This is a genomic window from Burkholderia oklahomensis C6786 (assembly GCF_000959365.1).
Lineage (GTDB): Bacteria > Pseudomonadota > Gammaproteobacteria > Burkholderiales > Burkholderiaceae > Burkholderia > Burkholderia oklahomensis.
On the sequence record NZ_CP009555.1, the window covers coordinates 3,076,675 to 3,094,942 of the forward strand.

Consider the following 18,268-nt stretch of genomic DNA (forward strand, 5'->3'; position numbering starts at 1 on the left):
GCGTCGTCGTTCGCGAATGGATGCGGCGCGACGCATCGCTGCGCGGGCGTCACGGCAATGCGCGTTCGCGCGCAGCCGTTTGGCGTCGCGTCATGCCTCGGCCGGATGCGGCGTGGTCAGCCCGCGCTCGACCGCATAGACCGCGATCTGCACGCGGCTCGTCAGATTCAGCTTCTTCAGGATGTTCTGCACGTGGATCTTCACCGTGCTCTCGGCGACGTCGAACTCGCGCGCGATTTCCTTGTTGCTCGTGCCGCGCGCGAGCGCGCGCACGATGTCGTGCTCGCGCGGCGTCAACTGGTCGGGATCGACCGACGCATGCGCGACGGGGGCGGGCGCGGCGGCCTGCGCGAGCCGTGTCGCCGCCTGCGGCGCGCGCAGGCTCGCGATCCATTTCGCGGTCATGCTTTCGGCGATCACGGGCTCGCCCGCGGCCGCCTTGCGAATGCCCGCGACGAGCGTTTCCGCGTCGATGTTCTTCACGAGGAAGCCGCACGCACCGTCGCGCAGCGCGGTCGTCAGCTCTTCGGCGTCCTCCGACACCGTGAGGATCACGACGTGCGCCGACGGCACGTCCTGCACGAGCAGCTGCAGCGTCTCGAGTCCGGACAGCCCCGGCATGTTCAGGTCGAGCAGGATCACGTCGGGCTGATGCTGCTTCGCGCGCTTCACGCCTTCGACGCCGTCGGACGCTTCGTCGACGACTTCGAAATCCGGCTGGCGTTGCAGCAGCAGCTTGACGCCGCTGCGAAAGAGCGTGTGGTCGTCGATCAACAGTACGCGTATGGTCATGATGCTTGTCCTCGTTCTTGTGTCTATGCCGCCTGTCGCGCGTCGGCCGGCAACACCAGCTCGATGCGCGCGCCGCGCTGCGGCGCGCCTGTCAACGCGAGCGTCGCGCGCAGGCGGGCGGCGCGCTCTCGCATGATCGTGAGTCCGACGTGCGTGTCGGCGCGCGCGGCGAGCGCGGCCGGATCGTAGCCGCAGCCGTCGTCGGCGACGGACAGCCTGAACGCGGCGCCGTTCTCGACCTCGACCGCGACGTGCCGCGCATGCGCGTGCTTGCGCACGTTCGACAGCGCTTCCTGCAGGATGAACAGCACCTGCAACTGCTCGTCGGGCGGCAGCGGCGCGCCGCCCGTCTCGCGATAGTCGAGATCGCATGCGATGCGCGTCTGCTTCTCGAAGCGCGCGATCGTTTCCTCGATTGCCGCCTTCAGCTCGCCTTGCGTGAGGCGCGTGCGGAAGTTGAGGAGCAGCTCGCGCACGTCCGCGTAGCTCTGCTCGACGCCGTGCCTGAGCATCGGCACGATCTCGCGCGCATCGACGAGGTTGTCGTGCGCGATCGCGTCGCCGAGCATCTGCGTCTGCAGGTTCACGAAATTGAGGCTCTGCGCGATGCTGTCGTGCAGCCCTTGTGCGACGAGATTGCGCTCTTCGGCGACGGCGAGCTGCCGCGCGCTCGCGGACAGACGCACGTGATCGAGCGCGATCCCGAGATGGCGGCCGAGCGTTTCGAGCACGCGCCGCTCGGCGTCGGGCAGCCGCGACGCGTCGCGGTAGTGCAGCGAGAACGAGCCCAGCACCGCGTCCTGCGTCATCACCTTGAACACGGCGACGGCCGCGAAGCCTTCGCGCGAGCACGGCGTCGGCGCGCGTGCGGCGCTGCCGCGCAGGTCGTGCAGCACGGCCGTCTCCGCGCGCGTCGCGGTGCCGCAGAAGCAGTCGTCGACCGGCATGCAGCGTTCGAGCTCGGTGAGCTCGGCCGACAATCCTTCGGCGATCACGAGATGCAGCTTCTCGCCCGCCGGATCGGTGACGCGGATGCTGCCCGCGTCGGCGTCGAATTGCGCGATCGCGCGCGACAGGAAGCCCGCGCACAACGCGTCGACGGCCTGCGGGCGGTTCAGGAATGCGGTGATTTCGTAGAGCGCGGTGAGTTCGCGGTTCTGCGCGGCGAGCTGCGCGGTCTTCTGCTGCACGCGCTCTTCGAGCCCCGCGTACAGCTCCTGCAGTTCGCTCGCCATCCGGTTGAAGCCGCGCGCGAGATCGCCGAACTCGTCGCGCGTCTGCACGGGCAGCCGCACGGCGAATTCGCGCGCGGCCATGCGCTTCAGGCCGTCGCGCAGCTGCATCACGGGCAGGATGATCCACAGGAACAGCAGGTAGATGACGGCGACGGTGCCCGAGCACGCGAGCAGACCGAGCCCGATCTGCGACAGGCGCAGCCAAGTCGTCTTGCGCGCGTTGTCCGATTCGATCTCGCGCACGAGCAGATCGGCTTCGTCGACGAAGTCCGGCAGCGCGACGAGATAGGCGGCGGCCGCGTCAGGTTCCGGCGCGCCCGCCAGCGCCGCTGCGGCGAGCGGTCGCAGCGCGGCGTTCCAGCGATCGGTGACGATGTCGAGCTGATGCTGGACGACGGCCGTGTTCGGCAGGAACAGGGGCCGCGACGGATCGCCGCGGCGCAGCCGCGCGAGCGTGCCGTCGACCGCGTCGACTTCGGCCGCGAGCTGGCGCTGCGGCTCGATGCCCGCGCCCGACAGCTCGACGTACGTGCGCGTCGCGCGCATCCGCAGGCTGCCGGCATCGTTGATCGCCGCGCCCGCGCCTTCGAGCTGCCACGACAGCCATAGCGTGCCGCCCACCATCGCGAGGACGAGCGCCCACGCGATCGCCGACAGCGCGACGATTCGCGTCGACAGGCGGTGCCGCCACGGGGCGGCGGAGTCGGGGAGGGCGGGAGCCATAGCACGTCATGATTTTTTTGGACATGACAATTGTCCTGCCGAATGTTGCGCTCCAGCTGCGACATAGCGGCGCGTGAGGCATCGCGGCACACCCGCCGGCGCGCCGCGACCGATTGGCTCCGACCCTCCCGCGTGAAACGTGAGCGGACCCTAGCGGCGCGCGCGCACGAGCTGCCATGCGCGGCCGACATACGTGACCGACGCGAAGCCGCTCCACACGTGGACGAGCCGCGTGAACGGGAAGATCGCGAAGAGCGAGATGCCCATGAACAGATGCGCCTTGAAGAGCCACGGCGCATCGGCGACAAAGCTCGCCGCGTCGCCGCGGAACGTGACGATGTGCTGCGCCCACGTCATCAATTGCACCATCAGATGGCCGTCGGTGTGGCTCGCCGATTCGAGGATCGTCGACAGCCCGAGCACGAGCGTGATCAGCAGCCACGCGAGCAGCACCTTGTCGCCGCGTCGCGTGACGGCGGCGATGCGCGCGTTCGTCAGGCGCCGATGCAGCAGGATCACGAGGCCGACGAGCGCGAGCGAGCCCATCACGCCGCCCGCCGTCATCGCGACGAGCTGCTTGAGATGATGGGTGACGCCGAGCGCGTCCCATACCGCGACGGGCGTGAGCAGCCCGACGAGATGCCCGAAGAACAGCCCGAGCACGCCGACGTGGAACAGGATGTTGCCCGTGCGCAGCGCGCCGCGATGCAGCAGCTGCGAGCTGTCGGACTTCCACGTGTATTGCTCGCGCTCGAAGCGCGCGAGGCTGCCGAACAGGAAGATGGCGGCGGCGATGTACGGATAGATGCCGTAGACGAAACTATTCAGATAATCCATGACGTGACCTCGAAACGGGTTCGCGACGCCCCCGCGTCACGCGCGGGGAGCGGGCGTCGCCGCGCGGCGCGGCGGATGAAAGCGGATCGGCTGCGCGAGCGGCGCGTTCGCCGCGGGCGCGAGCAGCGGCTCGACGCCGTCGTGGCCGGGGCCGAAGCGCTCGAGCGCCTCGTCCATCGTGCGCGGCGGCGGCTCGGCCACGGGCCGCGGCTCGACCGGGCTCAGCGCGCGCAGCACCGCGAACGCGGCCGCATACGGGCTCTGCGCGCGAGCGAGGCGCTCGCCGAGCGCGGCGAGCACGTCGATCGCATCGCCGAGCAGGCGCGCCGCGTGCTCGCCGTCGCCGTCATCGGCGATCGCGCCGAGGAATTCGACGAAGAGCGGCACGTAGTCGGGCAGCTCGTTGCCGACCGGTTCGAAGCCGTGACGGCGGTATTCGTCGAGCAGATCGACCATTGCCTGGCCGCGGTCGCGGCTCTCGCCGTGCACGTGCTCGAACAGATGCAGCGAATGCGACGGCGTGCGGTCGAACGTCGCGACATAGCGTTCCTGCAGCTCGATCAAGGGCGTCGCGCGCAGCGACGCGACGAGCGGCGCGAGCGCCTCCCGTGCGTCGGGGAACGCGTCGAGCGCGCGCTCGACGTCGGGCAGCGCGTCGAGCAACGCCTGCTCCGGATAGATCAGCAGGGCGGACAGAATCGGATAGATCGACATGACGTTTTCCTCGTGCGACGCGCTCATGCGGCGCTCGCTTTCTTGCGCGTGACGGTCGGCAGCGCCGCGTACGACACCGCCGTTTCCTTCTTGCGGCCGAACAGCGTGCCGTCCGACGTGCCGCCCGAGCAGCCGTTGCCGAACGAGAAGCCGCAGCTGCCTTTCTCGTCGAAGCTGTCTTCGGCCATTTCCTTGTGCGACGACGGAATCACGAAGCGGTCCTCGTAGTTCGCGATCGCCATCAACTGATACATGTCCTCGATCTGCTCGGCGGTGAGTCCGACTTGCGCGAGCACCTGCGCGTCGTGCTCGCCGTGCACGGTCTGCGCGCGCTTGTACGCGCGCATCGCGAGCATCCGGTCGAGCGCCGCGGCGACCGGCGCTTCGTCGCCCGCCGTCAGCAGGTTCGCGAGATAGCGCAGCGGAATGCGCAGGCTGCGCACGTCGGGGATCACGCCGTTCATCCCCATGTGGCCCGACTGCGCGGCGCCCTGGATCGGCGACAGGGGCGGCACGTACCAGACCATCGGCAGCGTCCGGTATTCCGGATGCAGCGGGAACGCGACCTTCCATTCGCACGCCATCCGGTAGACGGGCGAGCGCTTCGCCGCGTCGATCCAGCTTTGCGGGACGCCGTCGGCGAGCGCCTGACGCTCGATCGCCGGATCGTGCGGATCGACGAACACCGCGAGCTGCTCTTCGTAGAGCTTCTGCGGATCGGCGACCGACGCCGCCTGCTCGATGCGGTCCGCGTCATACAGCATCACGCCGAGATAGCGGATGCGGCCGACGCAGGTTTCCGAGCAGACGGTCGGCTGCCCGGCCTCGATGCGCGGGAAGCAGAACACGCACTTCTCGGCCTTGCCGGTCTGCCAGTTGAAGTAGATCTTCTTGTACGGGCAGCCCGAGATGCACATCCGCCAGCCGCGGCACTTGTCCTGGTCGACGAGCACGATGCCGTCGTCCTCGCGCTTGTAGACGGAGCCGGACGGGCACGACGCGACGCAGGTCGGATTCAGGCAGTGCTCGCAAAGACGCGGCAGGTACATCATGAAGGTGTTCTCGAACGTCGAGTACATCTCCTTCTGCACGTCCTCGAACAGCTTGTCGCGGCCGCGCGACTTGAACTCGCCGCCGAGGTCGTCTTCCCAGTTCGGCCCCCATTCGATCTTGTCCATCTTCTGGCCGGTGATCGCGGAGACCGGGCGCGCGGTCGGCGGCGTCTGCGACAGCGGCGCGTTCTGCAGATGCGCGTAGTCGTACGTGAACGGCTCGTAGTAGTCGTCGATGCCGGGGAGGTTGGGATTCGCGAAGATGTTCGCGAGGATCTTCAGCTTGCCGCCCTGGCGCGGCTCGAGCTTGCCTGCGTCGTTGCGCTTCCAGCCGCCTTGCCACTTGTCCTGGTTTTCCCACTCGCGCGGGTAGCCGACGCCCGGCTTCGTCTCGACGTTGTTGAACCACGCGTACTCGACGCCGTCGCGCGACGTCCACACGTTCTTGCAGGTGACGGAGCAGGTGTGGCATCCGATGCATTTGTCGAGATTGAGCACCATCGCCACTTGTGCGCGGATCTTCATTGTGCTGCTCCTTCGTTAAGCGGCTCTTCGAGCCAGTCCACCCGGTTCATCTTGCGCACGATCACGTATTCGTCGCGGTTGCTGCCGACCGTCCCGTAGTAGTTGAAGCCGTATGCCTGTTGCGCGTAGCCGCCGATCATGTGCGTCGGCTTCGTCACGGTGCGCGTGACCGAGTTGTGAATCCCGCCGCGCTTGCCGCTCGTCTCCGCGCCCGGCACGTTCACGATCTTTTCCTGCGCGTGGTACATCAGGCACATGCCGGCCGGCACGCGCTGCGACACGACCGCGCGCGCGGTCAGCGTGCCGTTCACGTTGAACACCTCGACCCAGTCGTTGTCGCGGATGCCCGCCTGCTGCGCTTCGACCTCCGAGATCCACACGTGCGGGCCGCCGCGCGACAGCGTCAGCATCCGCAGGTTGTCCGAGTAGGTCGAGTGGATGCCCCATTTCTGGTGCGGCGTGATCCAGTTCAGCACGAGTTCCGGCTGGCCGTTCGACATCCGCTTGTGCAGCGGCGCGACCGTCTTGGTGTCGATCGCAGGCCGGTACGCGCACGAGCCTTCGCCGAAGTCGAGCATCCAGCGGTGGTCCTGATAGAACTGCTGGCGGCCCGTCAGCGTGCGCCATGGAATCAGCTCGTGGACGTTCGTGTAGCCGGCGTTGTAGCTGACTTCCTCCGATTCGAGGCCGGACCAGGTCGGCGCCGAGATGATCTTGCGCGGCTGCGCCTGCACGTCGCGAAAGCGGATCTTGTCGTGCTCGCGGCCGACCGCGAGATGCGCGTGATCGCGGCCCGTGATCTTCGAGAGGGCGTCCCATGCCTTCACCGCGACGTGGCCGTTCGTTTCCGGCGCGAACGTGAGGATCATCTCGGCCGCGTCGATCGCCGTGTCGAGGCGCGGGCGGCCGCGGCTCACGCCGGGCTCGGCGACCGTGTCGGACAGCGCGCCGATCTCCTTCACTTCGTGCTCGGTGCTCCAGTTGATTCCCTTGCCGCCGTTGCCCAGCTTGTCGAGGAGCGGCCCGATCGACGTGAACTTCTTGTGGATGTCGCCGTAGTTGCGCTCGACGACCGTCATCGACGGCGCGGTCTTGCCGGGGATCAGGTCGCATTCGCCGCGACGCCAGTCCTTCGGCTCGAACGGCTGGCCGAGCTCGCCCGGCGTGTCGTGCAGCAGCGGCGTGCAGACGAGGTCGCGCCGCGTGCCGAGGTACGGGCCCGCGATCTCGCTGAACTTCTTCGCGATCGCCTTGTAGATCTCCCAGTCGGTCTTGCTCTCCCACAGCGGCTGCACGGCTTCGGACAGCGGGTGGATGAACGGATGCATGTCCGACGTGTTGAGGTCGTCCTTCTCGTACCAGGTCGCGGTCGGCAGCACGATGTCGCCGTACAGGCACGTCGTGCTCATCCGGAAGTCGAGCACCGTGAGCAGATCGAGCTTGCCTTCGGCCGCGTCGCGCACCTTCACTTCGGACGGCTTCAGCGCATCGGCCTCGTCGCTGAAGAGCGCGTTCTGCGTGCCGAGCAGATACTTGAGGAAGTACTCGTGGCCCTTGCCCGAGCTGCCGAGAATGTTCGAGCGCCACACGAACATGTTGCGCGGGAAGTTCGCGGGGTTGTCGGGATCGTCGCACGCGAACGCGAGCTTGCCGCTCTTCAGCAGCTCGACCGCGTATGCGACGGGCTCCCTGCCCGCGCGCTCCGCCTCGTCGACGACGTCGAGCGGATTTCGGCCGAGCTGCGGCGCCGACGGCAGCCAGCCCATCCGCTCGGACTTCGCGTTCAGATCGAGCAGCGTCATGCCTTCGTACTTCGAACGATCGGCGGTCGGCCCGAGGATCTCGTCGACCGCGAGCTTTTCATGACGCCATTGGCTCGTGTGGCTGTAGAAGAACGACGTGCCGTTCATCTGGCGCGGCGGGCGCGACCAGTCGAGCGCGAACGCGAGCGGCGCCCAGCCGAACTGCGGACGCAGCTTCTCCTGGCCGACGTAGTGCGCCCAGCCGCCGCCGCTCTGGCCGATGCAGCCGCACATCATCAGGAGGTTGATGATGCCGCGGTAGATCATGTCGTTGTGATACCAGTGGTTGAGTGCCGCGCCCACGATCACCATGCTCTTGCCGCGCGTTCTGTCCGCGTTGTCGGCGAATTCGCGCGCGACCTGGATCACGAGATGACGCGCGACGCCCGTGTGCTTTTCCTGCCACGCGGGCGTGTACGGCACGTCGTCGTCGAAGCTCGCCGCGACGTTCGGTCCGCCCAGGCCCTGGTCGACGCCGTAGTTCGCCATCTGCAGGTCGTAGACGGTCGCGACGAGCGCGGTCGTGCCGTCGGCGAGCGCAACGCGCTTCGCGGGCACGCGGCGCGCGAGCAGCGACTCGTGCTCGCTGCCGAAGTAGGGGAAGCCGACTTCGACGACTTCGTCGTGCGCGTCGACGAGCGAGAGCTTCGGATCGATCGCGCGGCCGCTGCCGCCGTCCTTCATTTCGAGATTCCAGCGGCCGACCTTCTCGCCGCCGTTGTGCGCGGCTTCGCCCCAGCGAAAGCCGATCGAGCCGTTCGGCGCGACGATGTCGCCCGTCGCGGCGTCGATCGCGAGCGTCTTCCATTCGGGATGGTTCGCTTCGCCGAGCGAATCGGCGAGATGCGACGCGCGCAGGAAGTGATCGGGCACGCGCATGCCGTCGCGCTCGCGCAGCAGCACGAGCATCGGCATGTCGGTGTACTGCTTCACGTAGTCGCGGAAGTACGCGGACTTGCCGGCCGCGTGGAATTCCTTCAGCACGACGTGGCCCATCGCCATCGCGAGCGCGGCGTCGGTGCCTTGCTTCGGCGCGAGCCAGATGTCGCCGAACTTGACCATCTCGCCGTAGTCGGACGAAATCGCGACCGTCTTCGTCCCCTTGTAGCGGACCTCGGTGTAGAAGTGCGCGTCGGGCGTGCGCGTCTGCGGCACGTTCGAGCCCCAGACGAGCAGGTAGCTCGAGTTGTACCAGTCCGCCGATTCGGGCACGTCGGTCTGCTCGCCCCACACCTGCGGGCTCGCGGGCGGCAGGTCGCAATACCAGTCGTAGAACGACAGGCACGCGCCGCCGATGAGGCTCAGATAGCGCGCGCCCGCCGCGTACGACACCATCGACATCGCCGGGATCGGCGAGAAGCCGACGACGCGATCCGGCCCGTAGCGCTTGATCGTGTACGCGTTCGCGGCGGCGATGATCTCGGTCGCGGTGTTCCAGTCCGCGCGCACGAAGCCGCCGAGGCCGCGCACGCTCTTGTAGCGGCGCGCCTTTTCGGGGTTCTGGCTGATCGATTCCCACGCGGCGATCGGGTCCATCGTCTTGCGGGCCTCGCGCCACATCTCCATCAGGCGGCCGCGGATCATCGGATACTTGACGCGCTGCGCGGAGTAGACGTACCAGCTGTACGACGCGCCCCGCGGGCAGCCGCGCGGCTCGTGATTCGGCAGGTCGGCGCGGGTGCGCGGATAGTCGGTCTGCTGGGTTTCCCACGTGATGAGGCCGTTCTTCACATAGACCTTCCACGAGCAGGAGCCGGTGCAGTTCACGCCGTGCGTCGAGCGGACGATCTTGTCGTGCTGCCAGCGGCTGCGGTAGCCGTTTTCCCAGCGCCGATCCTCGTCGACGACGGCGCCGTGGCCGTCGGAGAACGTGGATTTCACGCGCGACATGAACTTCAGCCGATCCAGAAAATGACTCATCGTGTGTTTCTCCAAGCGCATCCGCGGTCGCCCAGGGTGCTGCGAATGCTTGTGTCAGGGGACACTCCGAGATTACGGCGCGCGCGCTTGCGCGCCCATTCGCCGATGGAGCGGGAAAGAGGAGGGAGAAGAACTAGTTCGAAAGAACTAGAGGGCGCGATGCGCCCTCGTGAAATGCGGGCCGGATGCGGTCGCGCTGCGACACGCCGCCGCATTCGCGCGACCGCATCCGGAAACGGCCGGCGTCAGCGCGCCTTCAGCACGGCATCGACGCGTTGCGGCGCGCGTAGAACCACCACGTGATCGCGACGCACGACACGTAGAACACGATGAAGCACGCGAGCGCGGGCACGGCCGAGCCCGTCATGTCGAGCGACGTGCCGAAGCTCTTCGGAATGAAGAAGCCGCCGTATGCGCCGATCGCGCCCGAGAAGCCGAGCACCGCGGCCGATTCCTTGCCGGCGTCGAGGAGCGCCTGCTTCTGCGCGGCTTCGTCCTGGCCCTGCGCGGCGCGCTGCCGCTCGGTCAGGAAGATCACCGGGATCATCCGGAACGTCGAGCCGTTGCCGATGCCCGTCAGCGCGAACAGCACGATGAACATCGCGAGGAAGCCCGCGAAGTTGCCCGCGTCGCCGCCCGCCGGCAGGAACGCGATGACGCCCGCCACCGCCGCGATCATCGCGGCGAACGTCCAGAACGTGACGCGCGCGCCGCCGATCCGGTCGGACACCCAGCCGCCGACGGGCCGCATCAGCGCGCCCGCGAGCGGGCCGATGAACGCGTATGCGGTCGGGTTCACGTTCGGGAAGAGCGCCTTCGTGAGGAGCGCGAAGCCGGCGGAGAAGCCGATGAACGAGCCGAAGGTGCCGACGTACAGCCAGCACATCAGCCAGTTGTGCAGCCGGCGGAAGATCACCGCCTGCTCGGCGAACGACGCCTTCGCGTCGGCGATGTCGTTCATCCCGAACCATGCGGCGAACGTCGCGACGACGATGAACGGCACCCACACGAAGCCCGCGTTCTGCAGCCACAGGTTCGTCGTCGCGCCGTGCGCGACGGTGGTTTGCGGATCGCCCGCGAGCGCGCCGAAGATGCCGGCCGAAATCACGAGCGGCGTGACGAACTGCACGACCGACACGCCGAGGTTGCCGATCCCCGCGTTGAGCCCGGTCGCGAGCCCTTTTTTCGCCTTCGGGAAGAAGAAGCTGATGTTCGCCATCGACGAGCTGAAGTTCGCGCCGCCGAAGCCGCACAGGAGCGCGAGGATGAGGAGCGTCGGATAGCCCGTGCCCGGATCGCGCAGCGCGAAGCCCATCCCGAGCGCGGGGATCAGGAGGGTCGCGGTCGAGATCGCGGTGAAGCGGCGGCCGCCGAAGATCGGCACGAGAAACGAGTAGAAGATGCGCAGCGTCGCGCCCGAGAGCGCGGGCAGCGCGGTGAGCCAGAACAGCTGGTTCTTGCCGAAGTGAAAGCCCGCGCGATCGAGATTGACGACGACGACGCTCCACAGCGACCAGACGATGAACGCGAGCATCAACGCGGGAATCGAGATCGCGAGATTGCGCCACGCGACGGGGCGCCCCTTGGCTTGCCAGAAGGCCGGGTTTTCGGGATCCCAGCGCACGAGTAGAGAAGTGGACATGATCGAATCCGTTGAATGAACGAAGGTGACGAAGAAGGCGCTCACGCGGAGCGGGCGGCGAGCACGCGCTGGTCGTGCGCCGCACGCTCGGCGCGGAAGCTGAAGTACATCCAGACGAGGCTCACGCTGACGGCGCCGTAGAGCAGCATGAAGCAGGTCGAGCGCACGCCCGTCAGGTCGACGAGCGCGCCGAACAGGATCGGCAGCGCGAAGCCGGCGAGGCCGCCCGCGAGGCCGACGACGCCCGACACCGCGCCGATGTCGTCCGGGAACTCGTCGGCGATGAACTTGAAGACCGATGCCTTGCCGATCGCCATCGCGATGCCGACCGCGAACAGCAGCACGGTGAACGCGACGGGCGTGTGGCCGAGATGGAAGCCGAGCGGGCCGTGCGCGGAGCGGATCGTGAAGTCGGTCGGCGGGTAGCTGAGGATGAAGAACGTGACCCAGCAGACCCACATCACCCACCACGTGGTGCGGTAGGCGCCGTAGCGGTCGGACAGCCAGCCGCCGATCGCGCGCAGCACGCCGCCCGGCAGCGAGAAGCACGCGGCGAGGAACGCGGCCGACTGGATGCCGAAGCCGTATTCGCCGACGTAGTACTGCGTGAGCCACAGCGACAGCCCGACGTAGCCGCCGAACACGACCGAGTAGTACTGCGAGTAGCGCCACACGCGCGGATTCCTCAGCACGCGCAGCTGCGCGCGCAGCGACGCCGCGTTGATCGAGCGGTGCGCGGGATCGGTCGCGGAGAACACCCAGAAGAGGAGCGCCATCGCGAGCATCGCGATCGAATAGACGCGCGGCACGATGGTCCACGTGCCCGCCGCCGCGATGAGCGCGGGCGCGACGAACTTGTTGACGGCGGCGCCCGAGTTGCCGGCGCCGAACACGCCCATCGCGAGGCCCTGGCGCGCCTTCGGGAACCAGCGCGCGACGTACGGCGTGCCGACCGAGAACGAGCCGCCCGCGAGCCCGACGAAGAGGCCGAGCACGAGGAATTGCCAGAGCTGCGTCGCATACGAGATCAGCCAGATCGGCACGACGGTGACGAGCATCAGGATGAAGAACACGATGCGGCCGCCGTAGCGGTCGGTCCAGATACCGAGCGGCACGCGGATCAGCGATCCGGTGAGCACCGGCATCGCGGCGACGAGGCCGAATTCGGTGTCGTTCAGGCCGAGTGTCTTCTTGAGCGGAATGCCGAGGATCGCGAACATCATCCAGACAGCGAAGCACAGCGTGAACGCGATCGTGCTCGATGCGAGCACGGGCATCGCGCGCTTGTCGAGCGATGCGGGAGGAGCGGAGGTTGCAGCCATGATGGTTCTCTCGAGACGAGGAGGAGCGTCTCAAGAGTAGGGACGGGCGATGCGCTTGCCTATTCGCCGGGAGAACGGGCGCGCCGGTGTCGCAGCGTCGACCGGACTAGTTCGATCGGCGGGGGCGCGGCGGCATGTGTGACGATTGTTTGAAATAAGATTTGACGCGTCTGCTTAAAAGCCATATACTTTTATTTCTCTGACGCGGGGTGGAGCAGTCTGGCAGCTCGTCGGGCTCATAACCCGAAGGTCGTAGGTTCAAATCCTACCCCCGCAACCAAATTCGGCGATGTCCACGCGCAAATGACCGATGCGCGAGTCGTCAAAGCAAAAACCCGGCTTCGAGCCGGGTTTTTGCTTTTCAGCGGCCGGTTCCGCAACTCGCATCTTTCGATTTCGAATGGGCGGTCCGGTCCGTCACATCTCGTCGGGCTCTCGCTGCCGGGCGAGCGATGCGCTCGCATCGGCCGGCCCCCGACTTTCTCTGCACCGGGTGCTCGCGCGCCGTCACGTCGCCGTTGCGTGCCCGAAGCATCGCGCACATCGTATTCAAAGCGGCGCGGTCTGCGCCCCGGCGCATGCGCGGCGCGCAATGGCGCATCGCGCAGTTGAAACGCGCACTGTGTTTTTGTACAGTATCGGCACCTTGGACAAGCCGACGCCTTCCTCCGACACGCCTCCGCCGCCTTCGGGCGACGCGGCTCCGTTCGCGCGCAAGATCATCCATTGCGATTGCGACTGCTTCTACGCGTCGGTCGAGATGCGCGACGATCCGTCGCTGCGCGGCCGCCCGCTCGCGGTCGGCGGGCGGCCCGACCAGCGCGGCGTGATCGCGACCTGCAACTACGAGGCGCGCCGCTATGGCGTGCATTCGGCGATGTCGTCGGCGCTCGCGATGCGCAAGTGTCCCGAGCTCCTGATCCTGCCGCCCGCGATGGACAGGTATCGCGCGGCGTCGCGGCTCATCATGGCGATCTATCGCGACTACACGCCCGATGTCGAGCCGCTGTCGCTCGACGAGGCGTATCTCGACGTGAGCCGCGCGACGCGCTGTCAGGGCAGCGGCACGCTGATCGCGCGCGAGATCCGCGAGCGCGTGCACGATACGGTGGGCGTCACGGTGTCGGCGGGCGTCGCGCCGAACAAGTTCATCGCGAAGATCGCGTCCGACTGGAACAAGCCCGACGGTCTCTTCGTCGTGCGGCCGCATGAAGTCGACGCGTTCGTCGCCGCGCTGCCCGTGCGCAAGCTGCACGGCGTCGGCAAGGTGACGGCCGCGCGGCTCGACAGGCTCGGCATCCGCACCTGCGACGAGCTGCGCGGCTGGTCGCTGTTCGATCTGCATCACGAGTTCGGCGCATTCGGCCGGCGGCTCTACGAGCTTGCGCACGGCATCGACGAGCGGCCGGTGCGCGCCGACCAGGAGCGCAAGTCGGTGAGCGTCGAGACGACCTATGTCCAGGATCTCGACACGCTCGACCAGTGCGCGGCCGAGATCCGGCGATTGACGGCGCTGCTCGACGCGCGGATCGAGCGGGCAGGGGCGGTGCGCTCGATCAGGAAGCTGTACGTGAAGATCCGCTTCGCGGATTTTCAGCGCACGACGGTCGAATGCGTCGCCGACGCGACCGATGCCGAGACGGCGGTCGCGCTGCTCGCGAAAGGGCTCGTGCGCCGCAAGCAGCCGGTGCGGCTGTTGGGCGTCGGCGTGCGAATCGACGAGGACACGGCCGAGCGGCACGGGCAGATCGCGCTCTTCGACGAAGATAATGACAATGGCGATAACGGCCGCGACGACGACGGCGAAAACGACACGTCGCCCGGCGCGTGATCGCTCGATGCGCGCTCGCCGCATGAACAAGAGCGAGCGACAGAAAAACGGCAACCCGCCGATGCGGGTTGCCGTTCGTTTCGACGGATGGCGGCTCGATGGGACGCCGCAGTCAGCGGCACGTGCGGCCGGTCGAGCTCGCGCGTGCCGCGCCGGGAGCGTTACGCCCGCGCCGGCGCGGCGTCGGCCATCCCGCTATGACGCAGCAGCGCGTCGATGTTCGGCTCGCGGCCGCGGAACGCCTTGAACGAGTCCATCGCCGGACGGCTGCCGCCGACTTCGAGGATCTCGCGCCGGTAGCGCGCGCCCGTCGCCGAATCGAGCACGCTGCCCGCGGAGCCGGCGGCTTCCTCGAATGCCGCATAGGCGTCGGCGGACAGCACTTCCGCCCACTTGTAGCTGTAGTAGCCGGCCGCATAGCCGCCGGCGAAGATGTGGCTGAACGTGTTCGGCCAGCGCGAGAACGGCGCCTGCGGGATCACGTGGAAGCGCTCGTTGATCGCGCGCGCGAAGTCGTTGACGCTCGTCTTGCCGGCCGCAGGGGCGTCCGTCGTCGCGTCGCCTGCCGCGGGAGCGCCTGCCGCAGGATCGCCTGCCGGATCGAAGTCGACGTGCAGCAGCATGTCGAACATCGAGAACACGATCTGGCGCAGCGTGCCGAGCCCGCTCTGGAAGTTCTTCGCGGCGAGCATCTTGTCGAAGAGCGCGCGCGGCAGCGGCTCGCCGGTGTCCGTGTGCGACGACATCGTCTTCAGCACGTCCCATTCCCAGCAGAAGTTCTCCATGAACTGCGACGGCAGCTCGACCGCGTCCCATTCGACGCCGTTGATGCCCGACACGCCGATCTCGTCGACGCGCGTCAGCATGTGATGCAGCCCGTGACCGAACTCGTGGAACAGCGTGATCACTTCGTCGTGCGTGAAGCACGCGGGCTTGCCGCCGATCGGCGCGGAGAAATTGCAGGTCAGATACGCGACGGGCGTCTGCACGCTGCCGTCGCCGCGCTTCGCGCGCGAGCGCGCGTCGTCCATCCACGCGCCGCCGCGCTTGCCTTCGCGCGCGTACAGGTCGAGATAGAACTGCGCGACGAGCGACCCGTCACGATTCTCGACGCGGAAGAAGCGCACGTCCTCGTGCCAGACGGGCGCTTCGTCGCGCGCGATCCGCACGCCGAACAGCGCCTCGGCGACGGTGAAGAGACCCTTCAGCACCGCGGGCTCGGGGAAGTACTGCTTCACCTCGTTCTCGGAGAACGCGTAGCGCCGCTCGCGCAGCTTCTCGGCCGCGTATGCGACGTCCCACGGCTCGAGCGCCGCGAGACCGAGCTCGCCCGACGCGAACGCGCGCAGCTCGTCCCAGTCCTTTTCCGCGAACGGGCGCGCGCGCTTCGCGAGATCCTCGAGGAACGCGATCACCTGCCGCGGCGATTCCGCCATCTTCGGCGCGAGCGACACCTCGGCGAAGTCGTGATAGCCGAGCATCCGCGCTTCTTCGCGCCGCAGCGCCAGCTGGTCGGCGACGATCGTCGTGTTGTCCCAGTCGGCCTTGCCGTCGCCGTACTGCGGGCCGAGCTCGGACGCGCGCGTCACGTACGCGCGGTACATCGCCTCGCGCATCGCGCGGTTCTCCGCGTATTGCAGTACCGGGAAATACGACGGGAAGTGCAGCGTGAACTTCCAGCCGGCCTTGTCTTCCTTCTGTGCGGCTTCGCGCGCGGCTGCGATCGCATCGGCGGGCAGGCCGGCCAGCTCGTCCTCGCTCTGCGCGAAATACGCGTAGCCGTTCGTCGCATCGAGCACGTGATCGGAGAACGATTTCGACAGCGCCGCCTGCTGTTCCTGCAGTTCGGCGAAGCGCGGCTTCTGGTCCTCGGGCAGCTCGGCGCCCGACAGGCGGAAGTCGCGCAGCGCGTTGTCGAGGATCTTCTTGCGCTCGGCGGACAGCGTCGGATATTCGGCGCTCGCGGCGATCGCCTTGTACTTTTCGTAGAGCGCGAGATTCTGGCCGACGCTCGACCAGAACTCGGTCACGCGCGGCAGGTTCTCGCCGTAGACGGCGCGCAGCTCGGGCGTGTCGGCGACCGCGTTCAGATGGCCGACGACGCCCCATGCGCGGCCGAGCGGCTCGGTCGCATGCTCGATGGCCTCGACGATGTCGGCCCAGGTTGCCGGCGTATCGGGCTGCGCGGCGCGCTCGACGGCATCGTTCGCGTTCGCGAGCAGCGTGTCGAGCGCGGGCGTCACGTGCTCGGGGCGAATTTCGCCGAAGCGGGGCAGGTCGGAGAAATCGAGAAGCGGGTTGGCGTTTTCGCTGACGGACATAGTGCTCCCTGGCGGTTTCGGATTCGGGTTGGGCGGAAGACGGGCAGCGCATCGCGCCGGCCGTCGAGTCATGTCGACATTATTGGGGCGCATGGCGCGCTTTCCAATCGATAGTTTCTAACGCGGCGATTGGGGCGGGAACGGAGTGCGGCGGCGGGCGGCCGGGCGCATGCGATGGCGGAAGCCGGGCAAGGCGTTCGACGGCCGGTCGGGCGCCGGCGTCGGCGTGCTCCGGGCCGTCTGCTTCGCGCAAGCCGCGTGCGGGCGGCGAGTGACGCAAGTAACGCGAATGACGCGAATGACGCGAGTATTGCGAGTATTGCGAGTGACGGGGTGTACAGCCGTCCCGGGGCGGTCTGCGGCGCCGTTGCGGTTTGCTGCATGAAAAAAGGCGAAGGTGCCGTGGCGCATCCGGCGGCATCGAGGGTATCGACGTGCCGCGGCGCATCGGACGACGCCGGCGGGATATCGATCGGCGCCGCCCGTCGTTGACCGACGACGGGCGCCGCGGCCGCCGCCGCACCGGGCCGTCGGGCCGGCGCCGATCCATCCGACCGGCGCCGAGCCGGCGTCGACCGCCGTCAGGCCGCCGCGGCGGCGCGCTCGGCGGCTTCGATCGTGTTGATGAGCAGCATCGTGATCGTCATCGGGCCGACGCCGCCCGGCACCGGCGTGATGTGGCTCGCGACTTCCGAGACGCCCGCGAAGTCGACGTCGCCGCACAGCTTGCCTTCGTCGTTGCGGTTCATCCCGACGTCGATCACCGTCGCGCCCGGCTTCACCATGTCGGCCGTCAGCACGTTGCGCTTGCCGACCGCCGCGACGACGACGTCCGCTTGACGCGTATGCGCGGCGAGGTCGCGCGTCTTGCTGTGGCAGATCGTGACGGTCGCGCCCGCTTCGAGGAGCAGGAGCGCCATCGGCTTGCCGACGATGTTCGAGCGGCCGATCACGACCGCGTTCGCGCCTTGCAGCGGGATCTCGTGCGCTTCGAACATCTTCATCACGCCGTACGGCGTGCACGGGCGGAAGAGCGGCTTGCCCGTCATCAGCGCGCCGGCGTTCGCGACGTGGAAGCCGTCGACGTCCTTCTCGGGCGCGATCGCCTCGATCACCTTGTGGCTGTCGATGTGCGCGGGCAGCGGCAACTGCACGAGGATGCCGTGGATCTTCGGATCGCGGTTCAGCTCGTCGATGCGCGCGAGGAGCTCGGGCTCGGAGAGCGTCGCGGGATAGCGGTCCTTCAGCGAGAAGAAGCCGTTGTCTTCGCACGCCTTGATCTTGTTGCGCACGTAGACTTCGCTCGCCGGGTTCTCGCCCACGAGGATCACCGCGAGACCCGGCCGGCGGCCGCGCGCGGCGAGCGCGGCGGCGCGCTCGGCCGCTTGCGCGCGCAGGGTCTTCGAAAGGGCGTTGCCGTCGATCAGAGTGGCTGTCATGGTGGGAATTCGCTTGGCAAGGTTGGGTATGCGGGCGTGCGGCGCCAGGTTGCGCTGCAGCGAAGCATCGAATTATACCGCCCGCCTGCCGTCACCCGACACCGACCGGGTCG

Annotated in this window: 11 protein-coding genes and 1 tRNA gene; 2 read left to right on the plus strand and 10 right to left on the minus strand. The window is 67.8% G+C overall.

What is annotated here, in order from left to right; genetic code table 11:
* Window positions 1–90: 90 nt before the first annotated feature.
* The 8 genes from BG90_RS13890 to BG90_RS13925 all read right to left on the minus strand — a co-directional run bounded on the left by BG90_RS13890 (window position 91) and on the right by BG90_RS13925 (window position 12,564).
* On the minus strand, window positions 91–792 hold the full coding sequence (locus BG90_RS13890) for a response regulator (protein WP_010116246.1): 702 nt from the start codon (window positions 790–792) through the stop codon (window positions 91–93).
* Between the two features lie 23 nt (window positions 793–815).
* On the minus strand, window positions 816–2,750 hold the full coding sequence (locus tag BG90_RS13895) for a type IV pili methyl-accepting chemotaxis transducer N-terminal domain-containing protein (RefSeq protein WP_010116243.1): 1,935 nt from the start codon (window positions 2,748–2,750) through the stop codon (window positions 816–818).
* Window positions 2,751–2,900: 150 nt separating this feature from the next.
* Complete coding sequence (gene narI, locus BG90_RS13900) at window positions 2,901–3,587, minus strand: respiratory nitrate reductase subunit gamma (protein ID WP_010105052.1); 687 nt, start codon at window positions 3,585–3,587, stop codon at window positions 2,901–2,903.
* A gap of 36 nt (window positions 3,588–3,623) precedes the next feature.
* The gene (gene narJ / locus BG90_RS13905; RefSeq protein WP_010116241.1) at window positions 3,624–4,328 is read right to left on the minus strand and encodes a nitrate reductase molybdenum cofactor assembly chaperone; all 705 of its coding nucleotides are present in this window, start codon (window positions 4,326–4,328) and stop codon (window positions 3,624–3,626) included.
* Window positions 4,325–5,878, minus strand: coding sequence for a nitrate reductase subunit beta (gene narH, locus BG90_RS13910; RefSeq protein WP_010116239.1), 1,554 nt, complete (start codon window positions 5,876–5,878; stop codon window positions 4,325–4,327). The genes narJ and narH overlap by 4 nt, the downstream gene beginning before the upstream one ends.
* Window positions 5,875–9,600, minus strand: a complete 3,726-nt coding sequence (locus BG90_RS13915) for a nitrate reductase subunit alpha (RefSeq protein WP_010116237.1) — start codon at window positions 9,598–9,600, stop codon at window positions 5,875–5,877. Before BG90_RS13915 ends, narH begins: the two co-directional genes overlap by 4 nt.
* A 256-nt stretch (window positions 9,601–9,856) precedes the next feature.
* Window positions 9,857–11,242: a NarK family nitrate/nitrite MFS transporter gene (locus tag BG90_RS13920; RefSeq protein ID WP_010116236.1), complete on the minus strand. Its 1,386-nt coding sequence runs from the start codon at window positions 11,240–11,242 to the stop codon at window positions 9,857–9,859.
* A 41-nt stretch (window positions 11,243–11,283) separates the two neighbouring features.
* The gene (locus tag BG90_RS13925) at window positions 11,284–12,564 is read right to left on the minus strand and encodes an MFS transporter (protein WP_010116234.1); all 1,281 of its coding nucleotides are present in this window, start codon (window positions 12,562–12,564) and stop codon (window positions 11,284–11,286) included.
* A 203-nt stretch (window positions 12,565–12,767) separates the two neighbouring features.
* On the opposite strand from BG90_RS13925, the gene BG90_RS13930 reads away from it, so the two are divergent.
* A tRNA-Met gene (locus BG90_RS13930) sits at window positions 12,768–12,844 on the plus strand.
* Window positions 12,845–13,210: 366 nt separating this feature from the next.
* A complete protein-coding gene (gene dinB / locus BG90_RS13935) occupies window positions 13,211–14,395 on the plus strand; it encodes a DNA polymerase IV (RefSeq protein WP_010105037.1) in 1,185 nt (394 codons plus the stop codon).
* A 161-nt stretch (window positions 14,396–14,556) separates the two neighbouring features.
* Here dinB and BG90_RS13940 read toward each other — a convergent pair whose 3' ends face one another.
* Entirely contained in the window at window positions 14,557–16,716 is a 2,160-nt protein-coding gene (locus tag BG90_RS13940) for a M3 family metallopeptidase (RefSeq protein ID WP_010116232.1), read from the minus strand.
* 581 nt (window positions 16,717–17,297) lie between these two features.
* The gene (gene folD, locus BG90_RS13945; RefSeq protein WP_010116227.1) at window positions 17,298–18,155 is read right to left on the minus strand and encodes a bifunctional methylenetetrahydrofolate dehydrogenase/methenyltetrahydrofolate cyclohydrolase FolD; all 858 of its coding nucleotides are present in this window, start codon (window positions 18,153–18,155) and stop codon (window positions 17,298–17,300) included.
* Between the last annotated feature and the right edge of the window lie 113 nt (window positions 18,156–18,268).

Bases quoted from the DNA above. Each gene is read 5' to 3' on its own strand.
- BG90_RS13890 (WP_010116246.1), bottom strand. From the start codon at position 792: ATGACCATACGCGTACTGTTGATCGACGACCACACGCTCTTTCGCAGC.
- BG90_RS13895 (WP_010116243.1), bottom strand. From the start codon at position 2,750: ATGGCTCCCGCCCTCCCCGACTCCGCCGCCCCGTGGCGGCACCGCCTG.
- narI (WP_010105052.1), bottom strand. From the start codon at position 3,587: ATGGATTATCTGAATAGTTTCGTCTACGGCATCTATCCGTACATCGCC.
- narJ (WP_010116241.1), bottom strand. From the start codon at position 4,328: ATGAGCGCGTCGCACGAGGAAAACGTCATGTCGATCTATCCGATTCTG.
- narH (WP_010116239.1), bottom strand. From the start codon at position 5,878: ATGAAGATCCGCGCACAAGTGGCGATGGTGCTCAATCTCGACAAATGC.
- BG90_RS13915 (WP_010116237.1), bottom strand. From the start codon at position 9,600: ATGAGTCATTTTCTGGATCGGCTGAAGTTCATGTCGCGCGTGAAATCC.
- BG90_RS13920 (WP_010116236.1), bottom strand. From the start codon at position 11,242: ATGTCCACTTCTCTACTCGTGCGCTGGGATCCCGAAAACCCGGCCTTC.
- BG90_RS13925 (WP_010116234.1), bottom strand. From the start codon at position 12,564: ATGGCTGCAACCTCCGCTCCTCCCGCATCGCTCGACAAGCGCGCGATG.
- BG90_RS13940 (WP_010116232.1), bottom strand. From the start codon at position 16,716: ATGTCCGTCAGCGAAAACGCCAACCCGCTTCTCGATTTCTCCGACCTG.
- folD (WP_010116227.1), bottom strand. From the start codon at position 18,155: ATGACAGCCACTCTGATCGACGGCAACGCCCTTTCGAAGACCCTGCGC.